22 protein-coding genes and 1 pseudogene are annotated in these 17808 nt (G+C 61.2%); all 23 read right to left on the reverse strand.

Features of this window, described 5'->3' with window-relative positions; genetic code table 11:
* Positions 1-417 precede the first annotated feature (417 nt).
* Positions 418-723, reverse strand: coding sequence for a 50S ribosomal protein L24 (gene rplX / locus ACESWY_RS08415; RefSeq protein WP_099432059.1), 306 nt, complete (start codon positions 721-723; stop codon positions 418-420).
* 13 nt (positions 724-736) lie between these two features.
* Entirely contained in the window at positions 737-1105 is a 369-nt protein-coding gene (gene rplN, locus ACESWY_RS08420) for a 50S ribosomal protein L14 (RefSeq protein WP_006235041.1), read from the reverse strand.
* 118 nt (positions 1106-1223) lie between these two features.
* Positions 1224-1484 (reverse strand): 30S ribosomal protein S17, encoded by a 261-nt coding sequence (gene rpsQ / locus ACESWY_RS08425; RefSeq protein WP_006235040.1) that lies wholly within the window; start codon positions 1482-1484, stop codon positions 1224-1226.
* Positions 1485-1500: 16 nt separating this feature from the next.
* Positions 1501-1716 (reverse strand): 50S ribosomal protein L29, encoded by a 216-nt coding sequence (rpmC, locus tag ACESWY_RS08430; RefSeq protein ID WP_006235039.1) that lies wholly within the window; start codon positions 1714-1716, stop codon positions 1501-1503.
* An 86-nt stretch (positions 1717-1802) separates the two neighbouring features.
* Positions 1803-2219: pseudogene (gene rplP / locus ACESWY_RS08435) on the reverse strand (50S ribosomal protein L16); the annotation flags it as partial.
* Complete coding sequence (rpsC, locus tag ACESWY_RS08440) at positions 2219-2929, reverse strand: 30S ribosomal protein S3 (protein ID WP_006235037.1); 711 nt, start codon at positions 2927-2929, stop codon at positions 2219-2221. The gene rpsC and the pseudogene rplP, both read right to left, overlap by 1 nt.
* 6 nt (positions 2930-2935) lie before the next feature.
* The gene (gene rplV, locus ACESWY_RS08445) at positions 2936-3307 is read right to left on the reverse strand and encodes a 50S ribosomal protein L22 (RefSeq protein ID WP_006235036.1); all 372 of its coding nucleotides are present in this window, start codon (positions 3305-3307) and stop codon (positions 2936-2938) included.
* A 14-nt stretch (positions 3308-3321) separates the two neighbouring features.
* Complete coding sequence (rpsS, locus tag ACESWY_RS08450; protein ID WP_006235035.1) at positions 3322-3582, reverse strand: 30S ribosomal protein S19; 261 nt, start codon at positions 3580-3582, stop codon at positions 3322-3324.
* Between the two features lie 32 nt (positions 3583-3614).
* On the reverse strand, positions 3615-4445 hold the full coding sequence (gene rplB, locus ACESWY_RS08455) for a 50S ribosomal protein L2 (RefSeq protein ID WP_022094198.1): 831 nt from the start codon (positions 4443-4445) through the stop codon (positions 3615-3617).
* Between the two features lie 179 nt (positions 4446-4624).
* Complete coding sequence (gene rplW / locus ACESWY_RS08460) at positions 4625-4912, reverse strand: 50S ribosomal protein L23 (protein ID WP_022094197.1); 288 nt, start codon at positions 4910-4912, stop codon at positions 4625-4627.
* Entirely contained in the window at positions 4913-5539 is a 627-nt protein-coding gene (gene rplD / locus ACESWY_RS08465) for a 50S ribosomal protein L4 (RefSeq protein ID WP_006235032.1), read from the reverse strand. It abuts the gene before it with no gap.
* A gap of 46 nt (positions 5540-5585) precedes the next feature.
* Entirely contained in the window at positions 5586-6206 is a 621-nt protein-coding gene (rplC, locus tag ACESWY_RS08470; protein ID WP_035137484.1) for a 50S ribosomal protein L3, read from the reverse strand.
* 451 nt (positions 6207-6657) lie between these two features.
* Positions 6658-7284, reverse strand: coding sequence for a histidine phosphatase family protein (locus ACESWY_RS08475; protein ID WP_373094031.1), 627 nt, complete (start codon positions 7282-7284; stop codon positions 6658-6660).
* A 39-nt stretch (positions 7285-7323) separates the two neighbouring features.
* Positions 7324-8478, reverse strand: a complete 1155-nt coding sequence (locus ACESWY_RS08480; protein WP_373094033.1) for a cation diffusion facilitator family transporter — start codon at positions 8476-8478, stop codon at positions 7324-7326.
* Between the two features lie 151 nt (positions 8479-8629).
* Positions 8630-9844, reverse strand: coding sequence for a PTS sugar transporter subunit IIC (locus ACESWY_RS08485; protein WP_148331880.1), 1215 nt, complete (start codon positions 9842-9844; stop codon positions 8630-8632).
* 40 nt (positions 9845-9884) lie between these two features.
* Complete coding sequence (gene accD / locus ACESWY_RS08490) at positions 9885-11609, reverse strand: acetyl-CoA carboxylase, carboxyltransferase subunit beta (protein WP_373094034.1); 1725 nt, start codon at positions 11607-11609, stop codon at positions 9885-9887.
* A complete protein-coding gene (locus ACESWY_RS08495; RefSeq protein WP_373094036.1) occupies positions 11596-12939 on the reverse strand; it encodes an acetyl-CoA carboxylase biotin carboxylase subunit in 1344 nt (447 codons plus the stop codon). The genes accD and ACESWY_RS08495 overlap by 14 nt, the downstream gene beginning before the upstream one ends.
* A 10-nt stretch (positions 12940-12949) precedes the next feature.
* Positions 12950-13372 carry a 3-hydroxyacyl-ACP dehydratase FabZ gene (fabZ, locus tag ACESWY_RS08500; protein ID WP_117563763.1) on the reverse strand — a complete coding sequence of 141 codons (423 nt, stop codon included), beginning with the start codon at positions 13370-13372 and terminating at the stop codon, positions 12950-12952.
* A gap of 9 nt (positions 13373-13381) precedes the next feature.
* Positions 13382-13855: an acetyl-CoA carboxylase biotin carboxyl carrier protein gene (gene accB, locus ACESWY_RS08505; protein WP_022094191.1), complete on the reverse strand. Its 474-nt coding sequence runs from the start codon at positions 13853-13855 to the stop codon at positions 13382-13384.
* A 3-nt stretch (positions 13856-13858) separates the two neighbouring features.
* A complete protein-coding gene (gene fabF, locus ACESWY_RS08510) occupies positions 13859-15106 on the reverse strand; it encodes a beta-ketoacyl-ACP synthase II (RefSeq protein WP_373094039.1) in 1248 nt (415 codons plus the stop codon).
* 39 nt (positions 15107-15145) lie between these two features.
* The gene (gene fabG, locus ACESWY_RS08515; RefSeq protein ID WP_138374774.1) at positions 15146-15919 is read right to left on the reverse strand and encodes a 3-oxoacyl-[acyl-carrier-protein] reductase; all 774 of its coding nucleotides are present in this window, start codon (positions 15917-15919) and stop codon (positions 15146-15148) included.
* 30 nt (positions 15920-15949) lie between these two features.
* Positions 15950-16876, reverse strand: a complete 927-nt coding sequence (locus tag ACESWY_RS08520; protein WP_373094042.1) for an ACP S-malonyltransferase — start codon at positions 16874-16876, stop codon at positions 15950-15952.
* A complete protein-coding gene (gene fabK, locus ACESWY_RS08525; RefSeq protein WP_195520903.1) occupies positions 16864-17808 on the reverse strand; it encodes an enoyl-[acyl-carrier-protein] reductase FabK in 945 nt (314 codons plus the stop codon). Before fabK ends, ACESWY_RS08520 begins: the two co-directional genes overlap by 13 nt.

Consider the following 17808-nt stretch of genomic DNA (forward strand, 5'->3'; position numbering starts at 1 on the left):
ACGGCAGGCCCCGCCGACCGATTGCAAGCGGTCGGCGGGGCCATTGTGGCTCTTGACAGCGGATTGGGTCATATGAGAGAAGGCTGTATTACTTCACCCCTCTGGGGGCATCAGACATCAAAGGACCGTCCCAAATTGCCGGCACCTGAGGACTGTCCCTAAGTACCGCTTTCGTTGAAGCCCATCCCAGATGGCCAGATATATTAATCTAAAGACTGTCCTCATAGGCTAGTCGTTTAAGAACGTCCCAAACGACCAGTCATGTAAGTCTGTCCCCAATGAGTGTATGCTTACCCAGTTAGGGTACTCATTTAAGTCTGTCCCCAATGAGTAGGGATACCAAATGAGTGGGGATAGAAAAAGGCCCGGGTGCCGTGGCATCCGGGCCATTGCTAGCAACTTGATGTTGCGGGCAGCTTAGAACTTGTGGCCGCACTTCTTGCAGACGCGCAGCTTGTTCTTGCCGTCCTTCTCGTGACCGACGCGGGTAACCTTACCGCACTCGGGGCAAACGAGATTGACGTTGGAGGCATCGATGGGAGCCTCCTGCGAAACGATGCCGCCCTGCTGGTTGGCAGCGTTGGGCTTGACGGCCTTCTTGACGACCGAAACGCCCTCGACAACGACCTTGTTCTCTGCGGGGAGAGCACGCAGGATAACGCCCTGCTTGCCGCGATCCTTACCAGAGAGAACCTGGACCTTATCGCCCTTCTTGATATACATATATCTCCCCTAACTACAGGGTCTCGGGAGCGAGCGAGACGATCTTCATGTACTTCTTGTCACGAAGCTCGCGAGCGACGGGCCCGAAGATACGGGTGCCGACGGGCGAACCATCGTTGTTGATGACAACGCAGGCGTTCTCATCAAAGCGAATGTAGGAGCCATCCTTGCGGCGGATCTCCTTAACGGTGCGAACGACGACGCAACGGACAACGTCCTTCTTCTTGACGTTGGCGCCAGGGGTAGCCTCCTGGACAGCACCGATGAACACATCGCCGATGCCTGCATAACGACGCTTGGAACCGCCAAGCACCTTGATGCAGCGAATCTTGCGAGCGCCGGAGTTGTCGGCGACGTTCAGCATGGTTTGCATCTGAATCATGGTAGATGTTCCTCCGAACTAAGAACCGAAGAGAGGTGCGCAGCCTTTATACGGCCCGTGGTATGCAAGCCAGGCATACGCACATCTTCGGAAACGTACAAGTCGTAAGAGCGACTGCTTATTTAGCGCGCTCGACGACCTCGATGAGGCGCCAACGCTTCATCTTGGACATAGGACGGGTCTCCATAACGCGGACGGTATCGCCCACGCCAGCCGTGCACTCCTCGTCGTGAGCGTGCAGCTTCTTGGAGCTGGTCATCATCTTGCCGTACTTGGGGTGACGCTTGCGCTCGGTGATGGTGACAACAATGGTCTTGGCACCGGAGACGGAGGTAACGACACCCGTACGGACCTTACGCGAGTTACGCGAATCAGTCATGTTCTCTCCTTAGGTCCTACTCGGCGACAGCGGACTTCTCCGCTGCGATCTCGCGGGCGCGCTGCTCCGTGAGGACGCGAGCGATGTCCTTCTTCACGGTGTTGACGCGAGCGGTGTTGTCCAGCTGGCTGGTGGCCATCTGGAAACGAAGGTTAAAGAGCTCGGCGCGCATTTCCTTCAGCTTCTCAACGAGCTGAGCGTCCGAGAGCTCACGAATCTCTGCGGGCTTCATTAGTTCTCCTCCTTGGCGGCGGCGGCGTCCTCAGCAGCCCACTTGGCCTCGAGAGCGGCCTCCTCAGCCATCTCCTTCTCGATGCGCTGCTCAGCGTTCTTAGCAGCAACAATCTTGGTCTTGATGGGAAGCTTGTGCTGTGCAAGACGCAGAGCCTCGCGAGCGACCTCCTCGGGCACGCCCTTGACCTCGAACATGATGCGGCCGGGCTTGACGACGGCCACCCACTCCTCGGGGTTACCCTTACCAGAACCCATGCGAGTCTCAGCAGGCTTCTTGGTGATGGGCTTATCGGGGAAGATCGTGATGTACACACGACCGCCACGCTTCATGTAGCGGGTCATGGCAATACGAGCGGCCTCGATCTGACGGTTGGTGATCCAATGGGCCTCGAGAGCCTGGATACCAAACTCGCCGAAATGCAGCTCGGTATTACCCTTGGCCTGGCCCTTCATGGAGCCACGCTGCACCTTGCGGTGAAGAATACGCTTAGGGGCAAGCACTACTGACCCCTCCTCTCGGAGTTACGACGACGAGGACGGGAAGAGCCCTCGAGTGCAGGGTTGGGAACAGGCTGGCCCGGGAGCTTCTCGCCCAGGTAGATCCAGACCTTCACGCCGCAAGCGCCCATGGTGGTGCTGGCGACAGCCGTGCCGTAGTCGATCTTGGCACGGAGGGTGTGCAGAGGCACGCGACCCTCGCGGTACCACTCACGACGGCCCATCTCGGCACCGCCGAGACGACCGGAGCACTGGATACGGATGCCCTTAGCGCCGGCCTTGCGGGCGGACTGGACAGCCTTGCGCATAGCGCGACGGAAGGCAACGCGGCCCTCGAGCTGCTCGGCGATAGACTGAGCAACGAGGTTGGCGTCGAGCTCGGGGCGCTTGATCTCGACAACGTCGACGGAGAGCTGGCCCTTGGAGACGCCAGCAACCTTCTCGAGCTCGGTGCGGAGGGTATCGATCTCGGCACCCTTCTTACCGATGACAACGCCGGGGCGAGCGGTGAGGATGATGACCTTCACCTTGTCGCCAGCGCGCTCGATCTCGACGCGGGAGACAGCTGCGCGGGAAAGACGCTTCTCGAGGTACTTGCGGATCTCGAGATCGTTACCGAGGGTCTTAGCGTAATCCTTCTCTGCGAACCAGCGGGAGCGCCAGTTCTCGGTGATGCCAAGACGGAAGCCGGTGGGGTAGACTTTCTGACCCATACAGCTTTACGCCTCCTTTCGAGGAGCAACGACGACGGTGATGTGGGAAGTACGCTTCAGAATGCGAGAAGCGGAACCCTTGGCGCGGGGACGGATGCGCTTAAGCGTCGGACCCTCGTCAACATAGGCAGCGGCGACAACCAGGTTGTCGGCACGCAGACCGTTGTTGTTCTCGGCGTTCGCAACGGCGGAACGGAGAACCTTCTCGACATCCACGGCGACGGCGCGGTCGCAGAAGTGGAGGATGTCGAAGGCCTGAGCGACAGGCTTGCGGCGGATCAGATCGACCACCAGGCGGGCCTTGCTGGGGGAAACACGCACGTACTTAGCGACGGCGCGAACCTCGGTGGCCTCAGTTTCAATAGACTTAGTTGCCATTTACGGTTAACCCCCTATTTGGCCTTGTGGCCACGGAACGTACGAGTCGGCGCGAACTCGCCGAGCTTGTGACCAACCATGGACTCGGTAACATACACGGGCACATGCTTGCGGCCGTCGTGGACGGCGATGGTGTGACCAACCATCTCGGGGAAGATGGTGGACGCGCGGGACCAGGTCTTCACGACGTCCTTCTTGCCAGCCTCGTTCATCGCGGTGATACGCGAGAGAAGGCGAGTCTCCACGAACGGGCCCTTTTTGAGACTTCTGCTCATAAGTGCTTTCTCCTAAAACTCGGTATCCGAAATTACTTCTTACGGCGACGAATGATGTGCTGGTTCGAGACCTTCTTCTTCTTGCGCGTACGAAGGCCCTTCGTCGGCTTACCCCAGGGGGTAACGGAGGGACGACCAGAGGTGTGGTTCTTGCCCTCGCCACCGCCGTGCGGGTGGTCGACAGGGTTCATGACGGTACCGCGGACGGTCGGGCGCACGTTCATGTGACGCTTACGGCCGGCCTTGCCGATGACGATGTTGGAGTGATCGGCGTTGCCGACCTCACCGACGGTGGCGCGGCAGGTAACGAGGATGCGGCGCATCTCGGAGGAAGGCATACGGACGATAGCGTACTTGCCCTCCTTACCCATCAGCTGGCAGGAGTTACCGGCGGAACGGGCGATAGCAGCGCCCTTGCCCGGCTGGAACTCGACGGCGTGGATGAGCGTACCGACGGGAATGTCGGCGAGGGGCAGAGCGTTGCCCGGCTTGATGTCGGCGTCAGAACCGGACATGATGGTCTGACCGACCTCGAGGCCCTTGGGGGCCAGGATGTAGCGCTTCTCACCGTCAGCGTAGTGCAGCAGAGCGATGCGAGCGGAACGGTTCGGATCGTACTCGATCGTGGCAACCTTGGCGGGCACGCCGTCCTTGTTGCGCTTGAAGTCGATCACGCGGTAACGACGCTTCACGCCGCCGCCCTGGTGGCGGGTGGTGATGCGGCCGTTGTTGTTACGACCGGCCTTCTTGGGCAGGGGCTCGAGAAGAGACTTCTCGGGCTTGGTGCAGGTGATCTCGGAGAAATCGGAGATCGTCTGCCAACGCCTACCAGCGGAGGTCGGCTTAAGGTGCTTTACAGCCATTACAATCCCTTTCAATAGGAATCCGTTAGCCATCGCAGACAGGGATTCGAGGTTCTGCCTCGGGTGCGATGACACCGGACGTATACACGGTTCCGGGCGTGTCCATTTTATACGCCCAAAACCTTGAGCTCTCGCCTCCCCTATTTGGGAGGCATGAGCTCACTCAACAGCAGCGAGTCTTAGGCCTGGTTGCCAAAGACCTCGATGGTGTCGCCCTCGGCCAGCGTGACGATGGCCTTCTTCCAAGAACGGGTCTTGCCGGCGACATAGCGCACGCGCTTGGTCTTGGGCTTGACCGTCAGGGTGTTCACGCGAACGACCTTGACGCCGAAGATCTCCTCGACAGCGTCCTTGATCTGATACTTGTTAGCATCCTTGGCGACCTCGAACGTGTACTTGTTCAGCTCCATGCCGGAGAAGGAACGCTCGGACACGATCGGACGGATGATGATCTCGTGGGCGGTCATTTATGCAAGCACCTCCCCGAAGTGAGCGGCGATGTCGGCGGGCATCAGCACAGCGTTGTTGTTGACGAGATCGTAGGTGTTGGCCTCGTCAGCGGTGATGATGAACGTCTTGGGAATGTTGCGGAACGACAGGTAGGCGTTGACGTCCTCATCGCGAACGATGATGGTCAGACGCTTGCCCTCAAGACCGAGAGCCTTGAGCATGGCGACGGCAGCCTTGGTGGAAGGCTTCTCGAAGCCGTAGTCGTCGACGAGCACGAGCTCGCCATCGGCCAGCTTGGCGGACAGCGCGGAGCGCATAGCCAGCTTGACCTCCTTGTTGTTCATACGCTTAGCGTAGGAACGGGGCTTGGGGGCGAAGACAACGCCACCGTGACGCCACTGGGCAGCACGGATGGAACCCTGGCGGGCACGGCCGGTGCCCTTCTGACGCCAAGGCTTCTTGCCGCCACCGGAAACCTCAGAGCGACCCTTAGCAGACTGGGTGCCCTGACGCCAAGAGGCCATCTGGCACTTGACGATGTGGTGCATAACGTGGATGTTCGGCTCGATGCCGTACACCTCAGCGGCGAGCTCGGCCTCGGCGACCTTCTTGCCCTCGCTGTTCTTTACTTCAAACTTTGCCATTTAAGTGTTCTCCTTGGTATGACGCTGGGCTAAATGGGCTGGGCCCTTAGGCCATACGGATGGCGACGAGACCATTCTTGGCACCCGGGACAGCGCCCTTGACCAAGATGAGGTTCTGCTCGGCATCGATGCGGACAACGGAAAGGTTCTTGACGGTAACGCGCTCGTTACCCATGTGACCGGCCATCTTGACGCCCTTGAGGACGCGCGCAGGATAGGCACACTGACCGATAGAACCGGGGTGACGCTGGAAGTGAGAACCATGCGTCATAGGACCGCGGCGCTGACCCCAGCGCTTGATGCGACCCTGGAAGCCCTTACCCTTGGAGGTACCGATGACGTCGACCTTCTCGACATCAGCGAAATCAGCGACGGTAACGACCTCGCCGACCTTGTGCTCCTCGCCGTTCTCGACGCGGACCTCACGAAGGAAGCGGACAGGCTCGACGCCAGCCTTGGCGAAGTGACCAGCCATGGGCTTGTTCACGTTCTTGGCCTTGATGTCGCCGAAACCGATCTGGACGGCGTCATAGCCGTCGGTTGCCTGAGTTTTAACCTGCGAGACAGCGCAGGGGCCAGCCTGGATGACCGTGACGGGAACGACGTTGTCGTCCTCGTCCCAAACCTGGGTCATGCCAATCTTGCGGCCGAGAATCATGCTGATCAAGATATGATCCCAACTCTCGCGTGGTCTTGGGACAATGCGTACACCACCGAGCGTACGCCCCTAGAGGACCACTACTTACACGACGTGCTCCCCAGCCTTGTATTGCGTCCGGACTACCTGACAACCCTATTAAGCAGGCATTTTGTCCAGCCAGAATACTCCCTTGGTTACACACAGCTGTTTAGTATACACGGCTGCGGGCGTATCCATCGAGATTCATATTTCACTCACATTGTTTACGCAGGTAAAGTGCGTGGCACGTCTCCCGAGCACGGCGGAGGGCCGGAGAAATATATTAAGGTCCCTGCTCTACAGTCCTGCGCAAGACGAAGGCCACATTAAGTGGCCTTCTTTGCGTGCGGAACTCGCGATGACCTTAATATATTTCTCCGGCCCTCCGCCGTGCTCGGGAGACGACACGTTGATGTCTGCGTAACTCTGCTCGTTCAGGCTAATGACTTTGTTGGGGGTCCACTATTTGCTGGAGGGTGAACTTGCATTGCATTGGCTCGCCTTCTGCTTGTGGCTTTGCCTCATCAAAATTGAAGATCATGATGGCGCAGTTGGGGAGTTTTGTTGGGAGCTCGAAGCCCTCTGGGGCTGCGGCCTTGATAAATTGGCGGCTGGCGCTGCCGTGGCTTACCGCTAGAAGGGTCTCGATGCCCTCGGAGCCCATGAGATTGGTGAGGGTGCCTACCATGCGTTCTTGCAGCGCGCGGCTTCCTTCTCCTCCGAAGGGGACCAGGTCCTCGCCCGGATCCCAGACGTCGGTGGGTAGCGCGTCGTGGGGGCCTTCTTCGAAGGTGCCGTAGCAGCGCTCGATGATGCCTTCGCAGGGCTCGACGGCAGCGTCCGGGCCGAGGAGTTCGGTTGCGACGAGCTGAGCTGTGTCCATGGCTCGACCCAAAGGCGAAGAGACCACTTTGTCGGGGACAACGTCGTGGGCCTTGAGCCATGCGGCTGCCATTCCCGCTTGTTTGCGGCCCAGGTCGGTCAACGGTGAATCGCAGCGGCCCTGGACCAGCTTTTTGACGTTGAATTCCGTCTGGCCGTGACGGAGTAGGTATAGGCGCTTCATGCTCTCCCCTTCTGCATAATTTGCTTTGCCGGCACAGCTCTACTCGTGGGTATGGCCGACGTAGTCCTCGTCGATCGTAATCTTGGCAATCGACTTGGGATATTCCGATTCGACCCGTTTTGCCAGCGCGTGCTTTACGTCTTCGGCACTCATCTGCAGATCCGAGGGACGCACGCAGTCAAAGATCACGTTGGTGTGCGTGGGACCCGGCACACAGCGCAGATCATGAATCGAGAGGCGGCTATCGATCTGTTGGGCCATGGCGTGAATGCGCAAGCGCATGCTCGCCACCTTGGGGTCATCGGTCACGATGGGATCGTAGTGAAGCGTGACGATCATGCCGTCTTCGTTCCTAAACGCCTGCTCGATGTTGTCGAGCGTGTCGTGACTTTCCAGCGGGCTGGCCTCGGCCGCCATCTCGGCGTGAGCGCTTGCGAACTTCCTGCCCGGGCCGTAGTCGTGAACCATCAAATCGTGAACGCCCAAAACGCCGGGGTAGCTCATGATCTTGTCTCGAATGTGCTTGACCAGCTTGGGATCGGGCGCCTGGCCCAAAAGCGGGCTCACCGTATCCTGGATGAGTTCAAAACCGCTCCAGCCAATATAGGCGCCAACGGCAAGGCCGACCCATGCGTCAAGATTGATGTGCGTCGCCTGCGAAACAATTGCGCACGCTAACACGGCGCCTGTGGCAAGGACATCGTTCTTGGAATCCTGCGCGGTCGCATGCAGCGTCTCGGACTCAATGCGATCGCCGAGCTTTTGGTTGAGGGCCGCCATCCACAGCTTTACGGCCATCGAAAGCACAAGGACCGCCACCAGGGCAAGCGAGAACTCGACAGGCTCGGGGTGAATGACGCGCTCAACCGAGGACTTCACCAGCTCAACGCCAATCAGCAGCACGAGTGCTGCTACGACCAGACCCGAGAGATACTCGTAGCGACCGTGGCCGTAAGGATGCTCGGGGTCGGCCGGCTTGCTCGCCAGCTTAAAGCCCAGCACGCTCACGATATTCGAGCTTGCATCGGACAGGTTGTTCATGGCATCCGCCACAATCGAAACCGATCCCGACAGCACGCCAATTACGCCCTTCGCAGCGCATAGTGCCACATTGGCGAGAATACACACCACGCCCGTCAACGTGCCCACGCGCGCACGGTCACCCTGCGCACGCTTAACAATCCACTCGACCATCTACATCCGCCCCCACGGTACTACCTATATATCTATTGCTCAAACGGATTGTAGTGTAGCCACTTTGTCCCCCAGATACAAAAAAGGCCGCAACCCACACGGGCCACGGCCTTGGAATATGGCAAAGGAATCGTCCTTGTGTCGCACAGGTTTACGCGCTTACTTCGGCCACGCTCTTCGAGGTTTCGGGTGAATCGGCTCCGTCCCCCGTCGTCTGTCCCTTCGCCGGCACCACGCCAAAGCAGTAGCTCAGCGCCGCAGACACCGCAAATGCCACACCGCCGGCAGCGCAGCACCACAGCAGGTTCGAGATGCCGCCCGTGGCAAAGCCAATGACCATAAGGACATTCGTCATGCCGATGGTATAGGCCGTAACGTGGCCCACGGCCGCAACAAGGCCTCCGACGGCGCCGCCAATGGCCATGCACGTCAGGCACCTGCCATATTTAAAGCCGCAACCGTACAGCGCCGGCTCGCTTACGCCGCCAAGAACACCCGAGATTGAATAGCCCAGCATGAGCGCCTTCTCGTCCTTATCCGCAACGCGAAGCGACGCGCCAAAGGGCATGCCCCAAACGGCGAACGTTGCCATCGTCGCGGCGATCAGGATGCACGAATCCGTTCCCACACTCATAAACTGCGCATAGGCGAGCGATAGGACAACGTTGCTGACGCCGGCGATCTTTAGGAACTCCCAGCCCGCAGCAAGCCCCATGAGCGTGAGCAGCGACACGATGCCACCGGAATTGCCAAGCATAAACATAAGCTGGCCCAACAGCATGCCCAGATAGCTGCCCGCCGGCGCCGTAATACACAGCGAAACCGGAACCATGACAAGCATGGTCGCAAACGGAACGAACGAAAACGCCACGGCCTTAGGGATAACGCGCTTAAAGAAACACTCCACTCGCCATAGCACGGGCACCGAGATGAGAACCGGAATAACAGTCGTCGTGTAATCGTTGACCGGCGCAGGAAGCAGACCATACACGGAAGTCATCGATGCCCCCGTCGTCGATGCGGCATCGACAAGCTTGAGTAAATCGGGTGCAATCAATACGCCGCCCAGCATCATGCCCAGCTGCTCCGAGCAACCGAGCTGGCGGGCGGCCGCCCAACCAAGATAAATGGGCAAAAAGTAGTAGCCGGCGTTATAGAGCCAACTGTAGAACAGGCGATAGATATCGGAATCGGCAGACCACAGGCCCAGCATGCCTTCGCCCATAATGACAGCGACGGTGCGGAACAACGCCGCGCAGACAATAAACGGCAGCGCCGACATCATGCTTTTGGACAGATAGTCCACCACGGCCATGGCGTTTGATGAAACCGACGTTGTAAACGAGGTGTTAGAAACTTGTAGCATGGAACGCCTTTCCCAATATGACATGCGGGCTGTCCCTTTGTCACATCGTGCGGTATCGACCGATTGCGCGGTACTTTTCGTAGCGGAGGTTTGTGAGGGTCGCGTCGTCGAGCTGCCCAAGCGTATCGAAGGCATCAAATGCCGAGGACATGACGGCACCGGCGATCTCCTCATGCGACAGGCCCTTATCGTCAACAATGCCGTCGATGATGCCGAGCGCCAGCAGATCGGGGGCCGTGAGCTTAAGCGCCTCGGCGGCCTCATCCGCACGCTCGGTATCCTTCCACAGGATCGACGCACAGGCCTCGGGGCTCACGACTGAATAGGCCGAGCTCGAGAGCATCAGGATGCGGTCGGCCACGGACAGCGCCAGCGCGCCACCAGAGCCGCCCTCGCCTGTCACCACCGAGACAATCGGTGTCTTAAGGCCGCTCATCTCCATGAGATTCTGGGCAATCGCCTCGCCCTGACCGCGCTCCTCGGCACCGATGCCGCAAAACGCGCCCGAAGTATCGACCAGGCACAGAACCGGTCGACCAAACTTTTCGGCCTGGCGCATAAGGCGACGCGCTTTGCGGTAGCCTTCGGGATGCGCCATGCCAAAGTTGCGGCGCATACGCTCTTTGGTCGTGGTGCCGCGCTCGATGGCGATGACCGTTACGGGACGTCCGTCTTTCCAGCCAATGCCAGCCACCACAGCGGCATCGTCGCCAAAGTAGCGGTCGCCGTGCAGCTCCACAAATCCATCCAGGCCCAGCGAGATCATCTCGCCCGCCGTGGCACGATCTGCCGAGCGCGTCTGTTTGACAATTTCGAGTGCGGCTTTTGGCGCGGCCGAGCGCTTGAACAAATGTCCCAGCTTTTTGCCGCGGCGGCCCGTATGCACGATCTCATGTGGTGCCCCCAGGCCGGGTGCGCGCCCTTCGTGCAGCGCCAGCAGCTCGCCTACCGTGAGCGCAATCTCGCCACGCGGAACAACGGCATCGCAAAAGCCGTGCTCCAGCAAAAACTCGGAGCGCTGGAATCCCTTGGGCAAGCGCTTGTGCATGTTCTGCTCGATCACGCGCGGGCCGGCAAACGCCGTCAGGGCATCGGGCTCGGCCAAGATGATGTCGCCTTCCATGGCAAAGCTCGCAGTCACGCCACCGGTCGTCGGATCGGTGAGCACCGTGATGTACAGGCCGCCCGCCTCGCTATGACGCCTAACCGCCGCAGAGATTTTGGCCATCTGCATGAGCGAGGTCACGCCCTCCTGCATGCGGGCGCCACCCGATACGGTAAAGCCAACGACCGGCAATCCCAACTCGGTCGCATGCTCAAATGTGCGACAGATCTTCTCGCCCACCACGGAACCCATCGAGCCCATCATAAAGTTGGCGTCCATAAAGAAGAGCGCGGTATCGAAGCCGCAGATTTTACCCCTACCGCACACGACGGCATCACGCTCGCCCGAACGCTCGCTCACGCTCTTGAGCTTGTCGGCATAGCCGGGAAACGAGAGAAAGTCCTCCGACGCCAGATTGGCATCCCATTCCTCAAACGTGCCCTCGTCGACCGTCATGCGCATGCGCGCGCGACCACTCACGCGAAAGTGTTTTCCGCAACGAGGGCAGACCTCGAGGTTGTCGTGCAGGCGCGCCTCATCGATCACGCGGCGGCACTCCGGGCACTTGATAAACACATGGCGCGCGGGAAACTCGGCGCACGACTCGGTCATCGGCCCCTCGAGGACGTTGACCGTCTTCGCTTTTCTATTCATCAGCATAGAGATGCCCCATCAGATCGGTGTGATACATGCCCGACAAGAACTCGTCGTTTGCCAGCACGTCGAGCTGAAGCTCGCTGTTTTCGCTCACGCCCTCAATCACGAGCTCGCCCAGGGCCGAGCGCATCTTGCGAATGGCGCCGTCACGCGTGGGCGCACACACGATGAGCTTGCCAAGCATGGAGTCGTAGTACGGCGGAACTTTTGCACCGGTAAACATGGCGGAATCCCAGCGCACGCGCGGACCACCCGGCACACGCAACGCGGTGACCGTTCCGCATGACGGCAGAAAGTCCGGCGTTTCGGCATTGATGCGGCACTCCATGGCGTGGTTGCGGACCGGCATGTCCTCCTGCTCAAAGGGCAGAGGCTGGCCGGCTGCCACGCGCAGCTGCCACTTGACCAAGTCGGTATCGGTCACAAACTCCGTAACCGGATGCTCCACCTGCAAGCGCGTGTTCATTTCCATAAAGTAGAAATTGCCGTCGTCCGAATACAGGAACTCGATGGTACCGGCTCCTTCGTAGCCGACGGCACGAGCCAGGTCACGCGCTGCCTTGTGCATGCGAGCACGAATGTCGTCGTGTCCGTCGAGGCACGGCGCGGGGCTCTCCTCGATCAGCTTTTGGTTGCGCCGCTGCACCGAGCACTCGCGCTCGCCGAGCGAAAACACATGACCCTGCTTATCGGCCATAATCTGCACCTCAACGTGATGCGCCGGCGCGACGAACTTCTCCATGTAGCACTCGCCGTCGCCAAAAACGGCCTCGCCCTCGGCACGCGCCTCGATGAACGCCTTTGCCGCATCTTCCACGCGCTCGACCTTGCGAATGCCGCGACCGCCGCCACCTGCACGCGCCTTAATAAGCACGGGGCAGCCAATGCGCTCGGCCTCGGCCGTCGCCTCCTCGGGGCTTTTGAGCAAATCGCAGCCCGGTACGATGGGCACGCCCGCCGCGGCAGCCGTTCGACGTGCGGCATCTTTGTCGCCCATGCTGTCGATCACCTCGGCCGAAGGACCGACAAACGTCAGGCCATACTTGTCGCAGTCGCGCACGAAGCTCGCCTTCTCGGAAAAGAAGCCATAGCCGGGATGGATCGCCTTTGCTCCCGACTTCACGGCACAGGTGAGCACAGCATCGTCGTTGAGGTAGCTCTCGGCAAGACGCGGGCCGCCGATGCAATACGCCTCGTCGGCAAGCTGCACGTGCAGCGCGTCCGCATCGGCCGTGGAATAAACGGCGACGGTCTTGATGCCCATATCGCGGCACGCGCGGATAACACGGACCGCGACTTCTCCGCGGTTGGCGATGAGCACTTTGTCGAACATGAAGCCTTCCTTAACTTTCGTGCATGAGTGCAAAAGACATATCGGCGCGGCAGCAAACCTCACCGTTGACGCTCGCAGTACCCGTCGCAAAGCGGAACGGCCCGCGCGCACGCGTGATGGTGCACACCAGATCAACCGTGTCGCCCGGGCGCACCGGACGCTTAAAGCGCACCTTGTCCAGACTCGTGTAGAACGGCGTCGCGCCGCGCGCCTCCTCATCGCCCATCAGCAGCACGCAACAGTTTTGGGCGAGCATCTCGCACTGAATCACGCCGGGGACCACCGGGTTTCCCGGAAAATGCCCCTGCAAAAAGTATTCGTCGCCCGTAATCGTGATCTTGCCGTGGGCCTCGTCGCCCACCAGCTCGGCTTCGTCGAGCAAAAGCATCGGCTCGCGATGCGGTAACAGTTCTTTAAGCTCTTCTTTGTTCATGGATATCACCTATCCGATCCTCATGAGGCAGCTGCCGAACTCCACGAGGTCGCCGTCGGCCACGCAGATCTCGAGCACCTCGCCATCCGCCTCTGCCGTTACCTCGTTGAGAACCTTCATGGCCTCGATGATGCAGAGCGTCTCGCCGGCCTTGACCTTAGAGCCCACGTGCACAAACGGCTCGTCGCCCGGCGCCGGGGCAGCATAGAAAACGCCGACCATGGGAGCGGTCACCTCGGTGCCCTTGGGCTCCGGTGCGGCGGCAGGTGTCTGCGCGGCGGGCTCCGGTGCGGCAGGCGCGACTGTGGGAGCTGCAACTGGAGCGGCCATAGCGCTCGGCATGGGCATGGGCACGGCAACCGGCTGTGCGGCGCTCGCGCGCTCGAGTTCGACCGCGGTGCCATCGGGCTCCTCAACGCGTACGCGCGTGAGGCCGCGGTCCTCCATAACATCGGCTATCTCGGCAAGTCTTTTGGAATCCATGCTCTAGCTCCTCGTATATCTACGCAGCGCGATGGCGGCGTTGTGCCCGCCAAAGCCCAGGTTGGTCGAAAGCGCCCAGGTAAGGTCGGCGCGAACCGCGCGATTGGGCGTGTAGTCAAGATCGCAGGCGGGATCGGGCGTGTGGTAGTTAATGGTCGGCGGCACCACGCCCTGCTCGAGCGCCATGGCGCAGGCCATGACCTCGATGGCGCCCGTGGCACCGATCATGTGGCCGGTCATCGACTTAGTCGACGAGACGTGCGCGGCGCGCGCCGCGTCCTCGCCGAGCGCACGCTTAATGCCCGCCGTCTCGGACGAATCGTTGAGCTTGGTCGATGTGCCGTGGGCATTGATGTAGAGGCCCTCGGAAGGCCTGACGTCGCCCTCGGTCACCGCCAGCGATATCGCGCGGGCAATGCCGGCAGCCTCGGGATCAGGGCTCGTGATGTGATAGGCATCATCGGTGTTGCCGTAGCCCACGACCTCGGCATAAATGTGCGCACCGCGCGCCTGCGCATGTTCCATGCTCTCGAGCACGAGCACGCAGGCGCCCTCGCCCATCACAAAGCCATCGCGGTCTGCATCGAACGGGCGGCAAGCCGTCGCGGGATCAGGGTTGGTGGTCAATGCGCGGCAGGACGTAAAGCCCGCAACGGCATCGGGGATAATTGCGGCCTCGGCGCCGCCCGCGAGGATCGCGTCGGCATAGCCGTGCTTTATGGCGCGGAACGCCTCGCCCACCGCATGGGCCGAGGTTGCGCACGCGGTCACCACGGGCAGGGTCGGGCCCTTTGCCTTGTGGCGGATTGCGATATTGCCCGATGCCATGTTGGGGATCATCATCGCGATCATATAGGGCGATGCGCGGCGGGGCCCACGTTCGGCAATCGTATGGACGTTGTCGACGAGCGTCGTCATGCCGCCCACGCCCGAGCCCACGTAGACGCCCAGGCGCTCGCGATCGATGGCGCCTTCGATATCAAAGCCCGCATCGTGCATGGCCTCGTCTGACGCCGCCAGGGCAAACTGGACGCAGGGGTCCAGGTGCTTGGCGTCACGCTTGCCAAAGTACTCGTTGCCGTCAAAGCCCTTGACCTCGGCTGCCACCTTGACGGCAAACGCATCGGTATCGAAGTGCGTGATCGGGCCGATGCCGCACGTGCCGGCGCACATGGCCGCCCAGGTGGCAAGCGCGGTGTTGCCGAGCGGCGACACGGCACCGATACCGGTGATTGCAACTCTCTGTTCCATCATGGTCTCCTCATCCAAGCCGTTCTTCGGCCCTGGTTTCTACATCGCCATTCCGCCGTCGACGCGCACGACCTCACCCGTAATGTAGGCAGCCGCATCACTCGCCAGAAAGCGCACTACGCCGGCCACCTCCTCAGGGCGCGCCATACGCTTAAGGGGAATCTGCTCCTCGGTTACCGTACGCACCTTCTCCGAGAGCTTTGCCGTCATATCCGTCTCGACAAACCCGGGGGCAACCGCGTTCACTCGTACGCCGCGGGGCGCAAGCTCGCGCGCCACCGCCTTGGTCAGGCCGATCACGCCCGCCTTGGAGGCAGCGTAGTTGGCTTGCCCGGCATTGCCCATCAGGCCCACGACCGAGCTCATGTTGACGACGCAGCCGCCGCGCTGGCGCATAAAGGTCTTGGTGAGCGCGCGCGTCGTGTTAAACGTTCCTTTAAGATTGACATCGAGCACGCGATCGAAGGCGTCATCGCCCATGCGCATGAGCAGGCCATCGCGGGTGATGCCAGCGTTGTTGACGAGCGCCCAAATGGAGCCAAAGTCGTTGAGGACCGCTTCCACGCACGCGTTGACGGCAGCGGGGTCGGCCACGTCGCATTGATATGAGCGCGCCGTGGCGCCAGCCGCCTCGCAGGCGTCGCACGTCTCGCGCGCCGCATCGACGCTGCCGGCATAGACGACGGCGATATCGTAGCCATCCTCCGCCAGACCGATAGCGCAGGCGCGGCCGATACCCCGCGAGCCGCCCGTGACCAGTGCCACGCGACGTGAGTCGTTGCGCTCGAGCGCGCCATTGTTCAAGTTGCCCATGTCATTCCTTTCGGGTTACAGCCCTGTGGACTATGCGAGCTCGTCGGCAATAGCTGCGACCTGCTCGGCCGTCTCGCACGAATACACACGAACGTCGCTCAGCGTACGCTTGACCAGGCCGGACAGCGTTTTGCCGGGGCCGACCTCAATAAATGTGTCGATGCCTTGATCCTGCAGAGCATGCAGCGTATCGACCCAGCGTACGGCATGGCTCACCTGATTGGCCAAGACATCCGATGCCGTCTGGGGATCCGCCGGATAGGGCGCCGCTGTCATATTTGCCAAAACAGGAATGAGCAACGGGGACGGCGCGTGACCGGCCTCAATATATGCGGCAAGGCCACAGGTCGCCTCGGCCATATAGGGGCTATGAAATGCACCCGACACCGCGACCTTCATGGCGCGGCCGCCAGCCTCTTTTACTAGGACGTCGAGGGTCTGCAGCGCATCGGGCGCTCCGGCCACAACCGTCTGCTGTGGGCTGTTGTAGTTGACTGGCCAGCAGTCCTCGCCGGCCTGTTTTGCCAGGCCCTCGACTTGCGCCGCATCGAGCTTGATGACGGCGCGCATGCCGCCCGGATGGCGCTCGGCAGCCGCGGCCATCAGCGCCGCGCGCTCGCACACGAGCTCAAAGCCCGCTCGCGTATCGAACGCCCCCGCAAAGGTGAGCGCGGCGACCTCGCCCAGCGAGAATCCCGCACAGGCGGCAGGTACCACGCCGCGCTCACGCAGGGCGGCAGCCGCTGCCAGGTCGTGAACGAACACGCACGGCTGCGTGTTCTCGGTCTGCGAGAGCTCCTCCTTGGAGGCGCTCCGGCACTGCTCGCTCGTCCCCGGGCGCACCTCGTCGGCAATGGTGAACACCTCGGCGGCCGCCGGCGATGTCTCGATCAGGTCGACGCCCATCGCGGGGTGTTGGGCACCCTGGCCGGCAAACAGAAACGCTACGCTACCCATGCGGACGCACCCTTCAGGACGCGCTCGGCGCCATCGACCAGATCGTCAACGATTTCGCGTGCGCTCTGGCGCTCGCTAACCATGCCGGCAATCTGTCCACACAAAAACGAACCCTCTTCGTAGTTGCCGTCCTTGGCGGCCTTACGCAGCGCACCGGTTCCCATAGCACCGAGCTCCTCGGCACTCGCGCCGGAACCCTCGCTCTTGGCATAGGCGTTGGTGAAGGGGCTCTTGAGGGCGCGCACTGGATGTCCCGTCGAGCGACCGGTCGCACGCGTTGAAGTGTCGTTGGCCTTCAGGACCATCTCTTTGTACTGCTCCGAGACGGTGCACTCGTCTGCGACCAGAAAGCGCGTACCCACTTGCACGCCTTCGGCGCCCAGCATAAAGGCGGCCGCCACGCCGCGGCCGTCGGCAATACCGCCGGCGGCCACGACGGGAATGTCAACCGCATCGACGACCTGCGGCACCAGTGCCATCGTCGAGGTCTCGCCAATATGGCCGCCCGATTCGGTACCCTCGGCAACAACCGCCGTGGCTCCACGACGTGCCACGAGGCGCGCCAGCGCCACCGAGGCAACGACCGGGATGACCTTGATGCCCGCCTCGTTCCACGCCTTCATGTACTTGGCGGGATTGCCGGCGCCCGTCACGACGACCGGCACTCGCTCGTCAATCACGACCTGTGCAACCTCGTCGGCGAACGGGCTCATGAGCATGACGTTGACGCCAAAGGGCTTATCCGTCCTGGCGCGCAGCTCGTGAATCTGGTCGCGCAGCCAGTTGGCGTCGGCGTTCATGGCCGCAATGATGCCTAAGCCACCCGCCTCGGACACTGCGGACGCCAGCGAGGCATCGGCAATCCAGGCCATACCGCCCTGGAACACGGGCTTTTCGATGCCGAGCAGATCGCAGAGAGGAGTCTTGAGCAT

Source organism: Collinsella aerofaciens ATCC 25986 (genome assembly GCF_964237925.1).
Taxonomy (GTDB): domain Bacteria; phylum Actinomycetota; class Coriobacteriia; order Coriobacteriales; family Coriobacteriaceae; genus Collinsella; species Collinsella aerofaciens_BJ.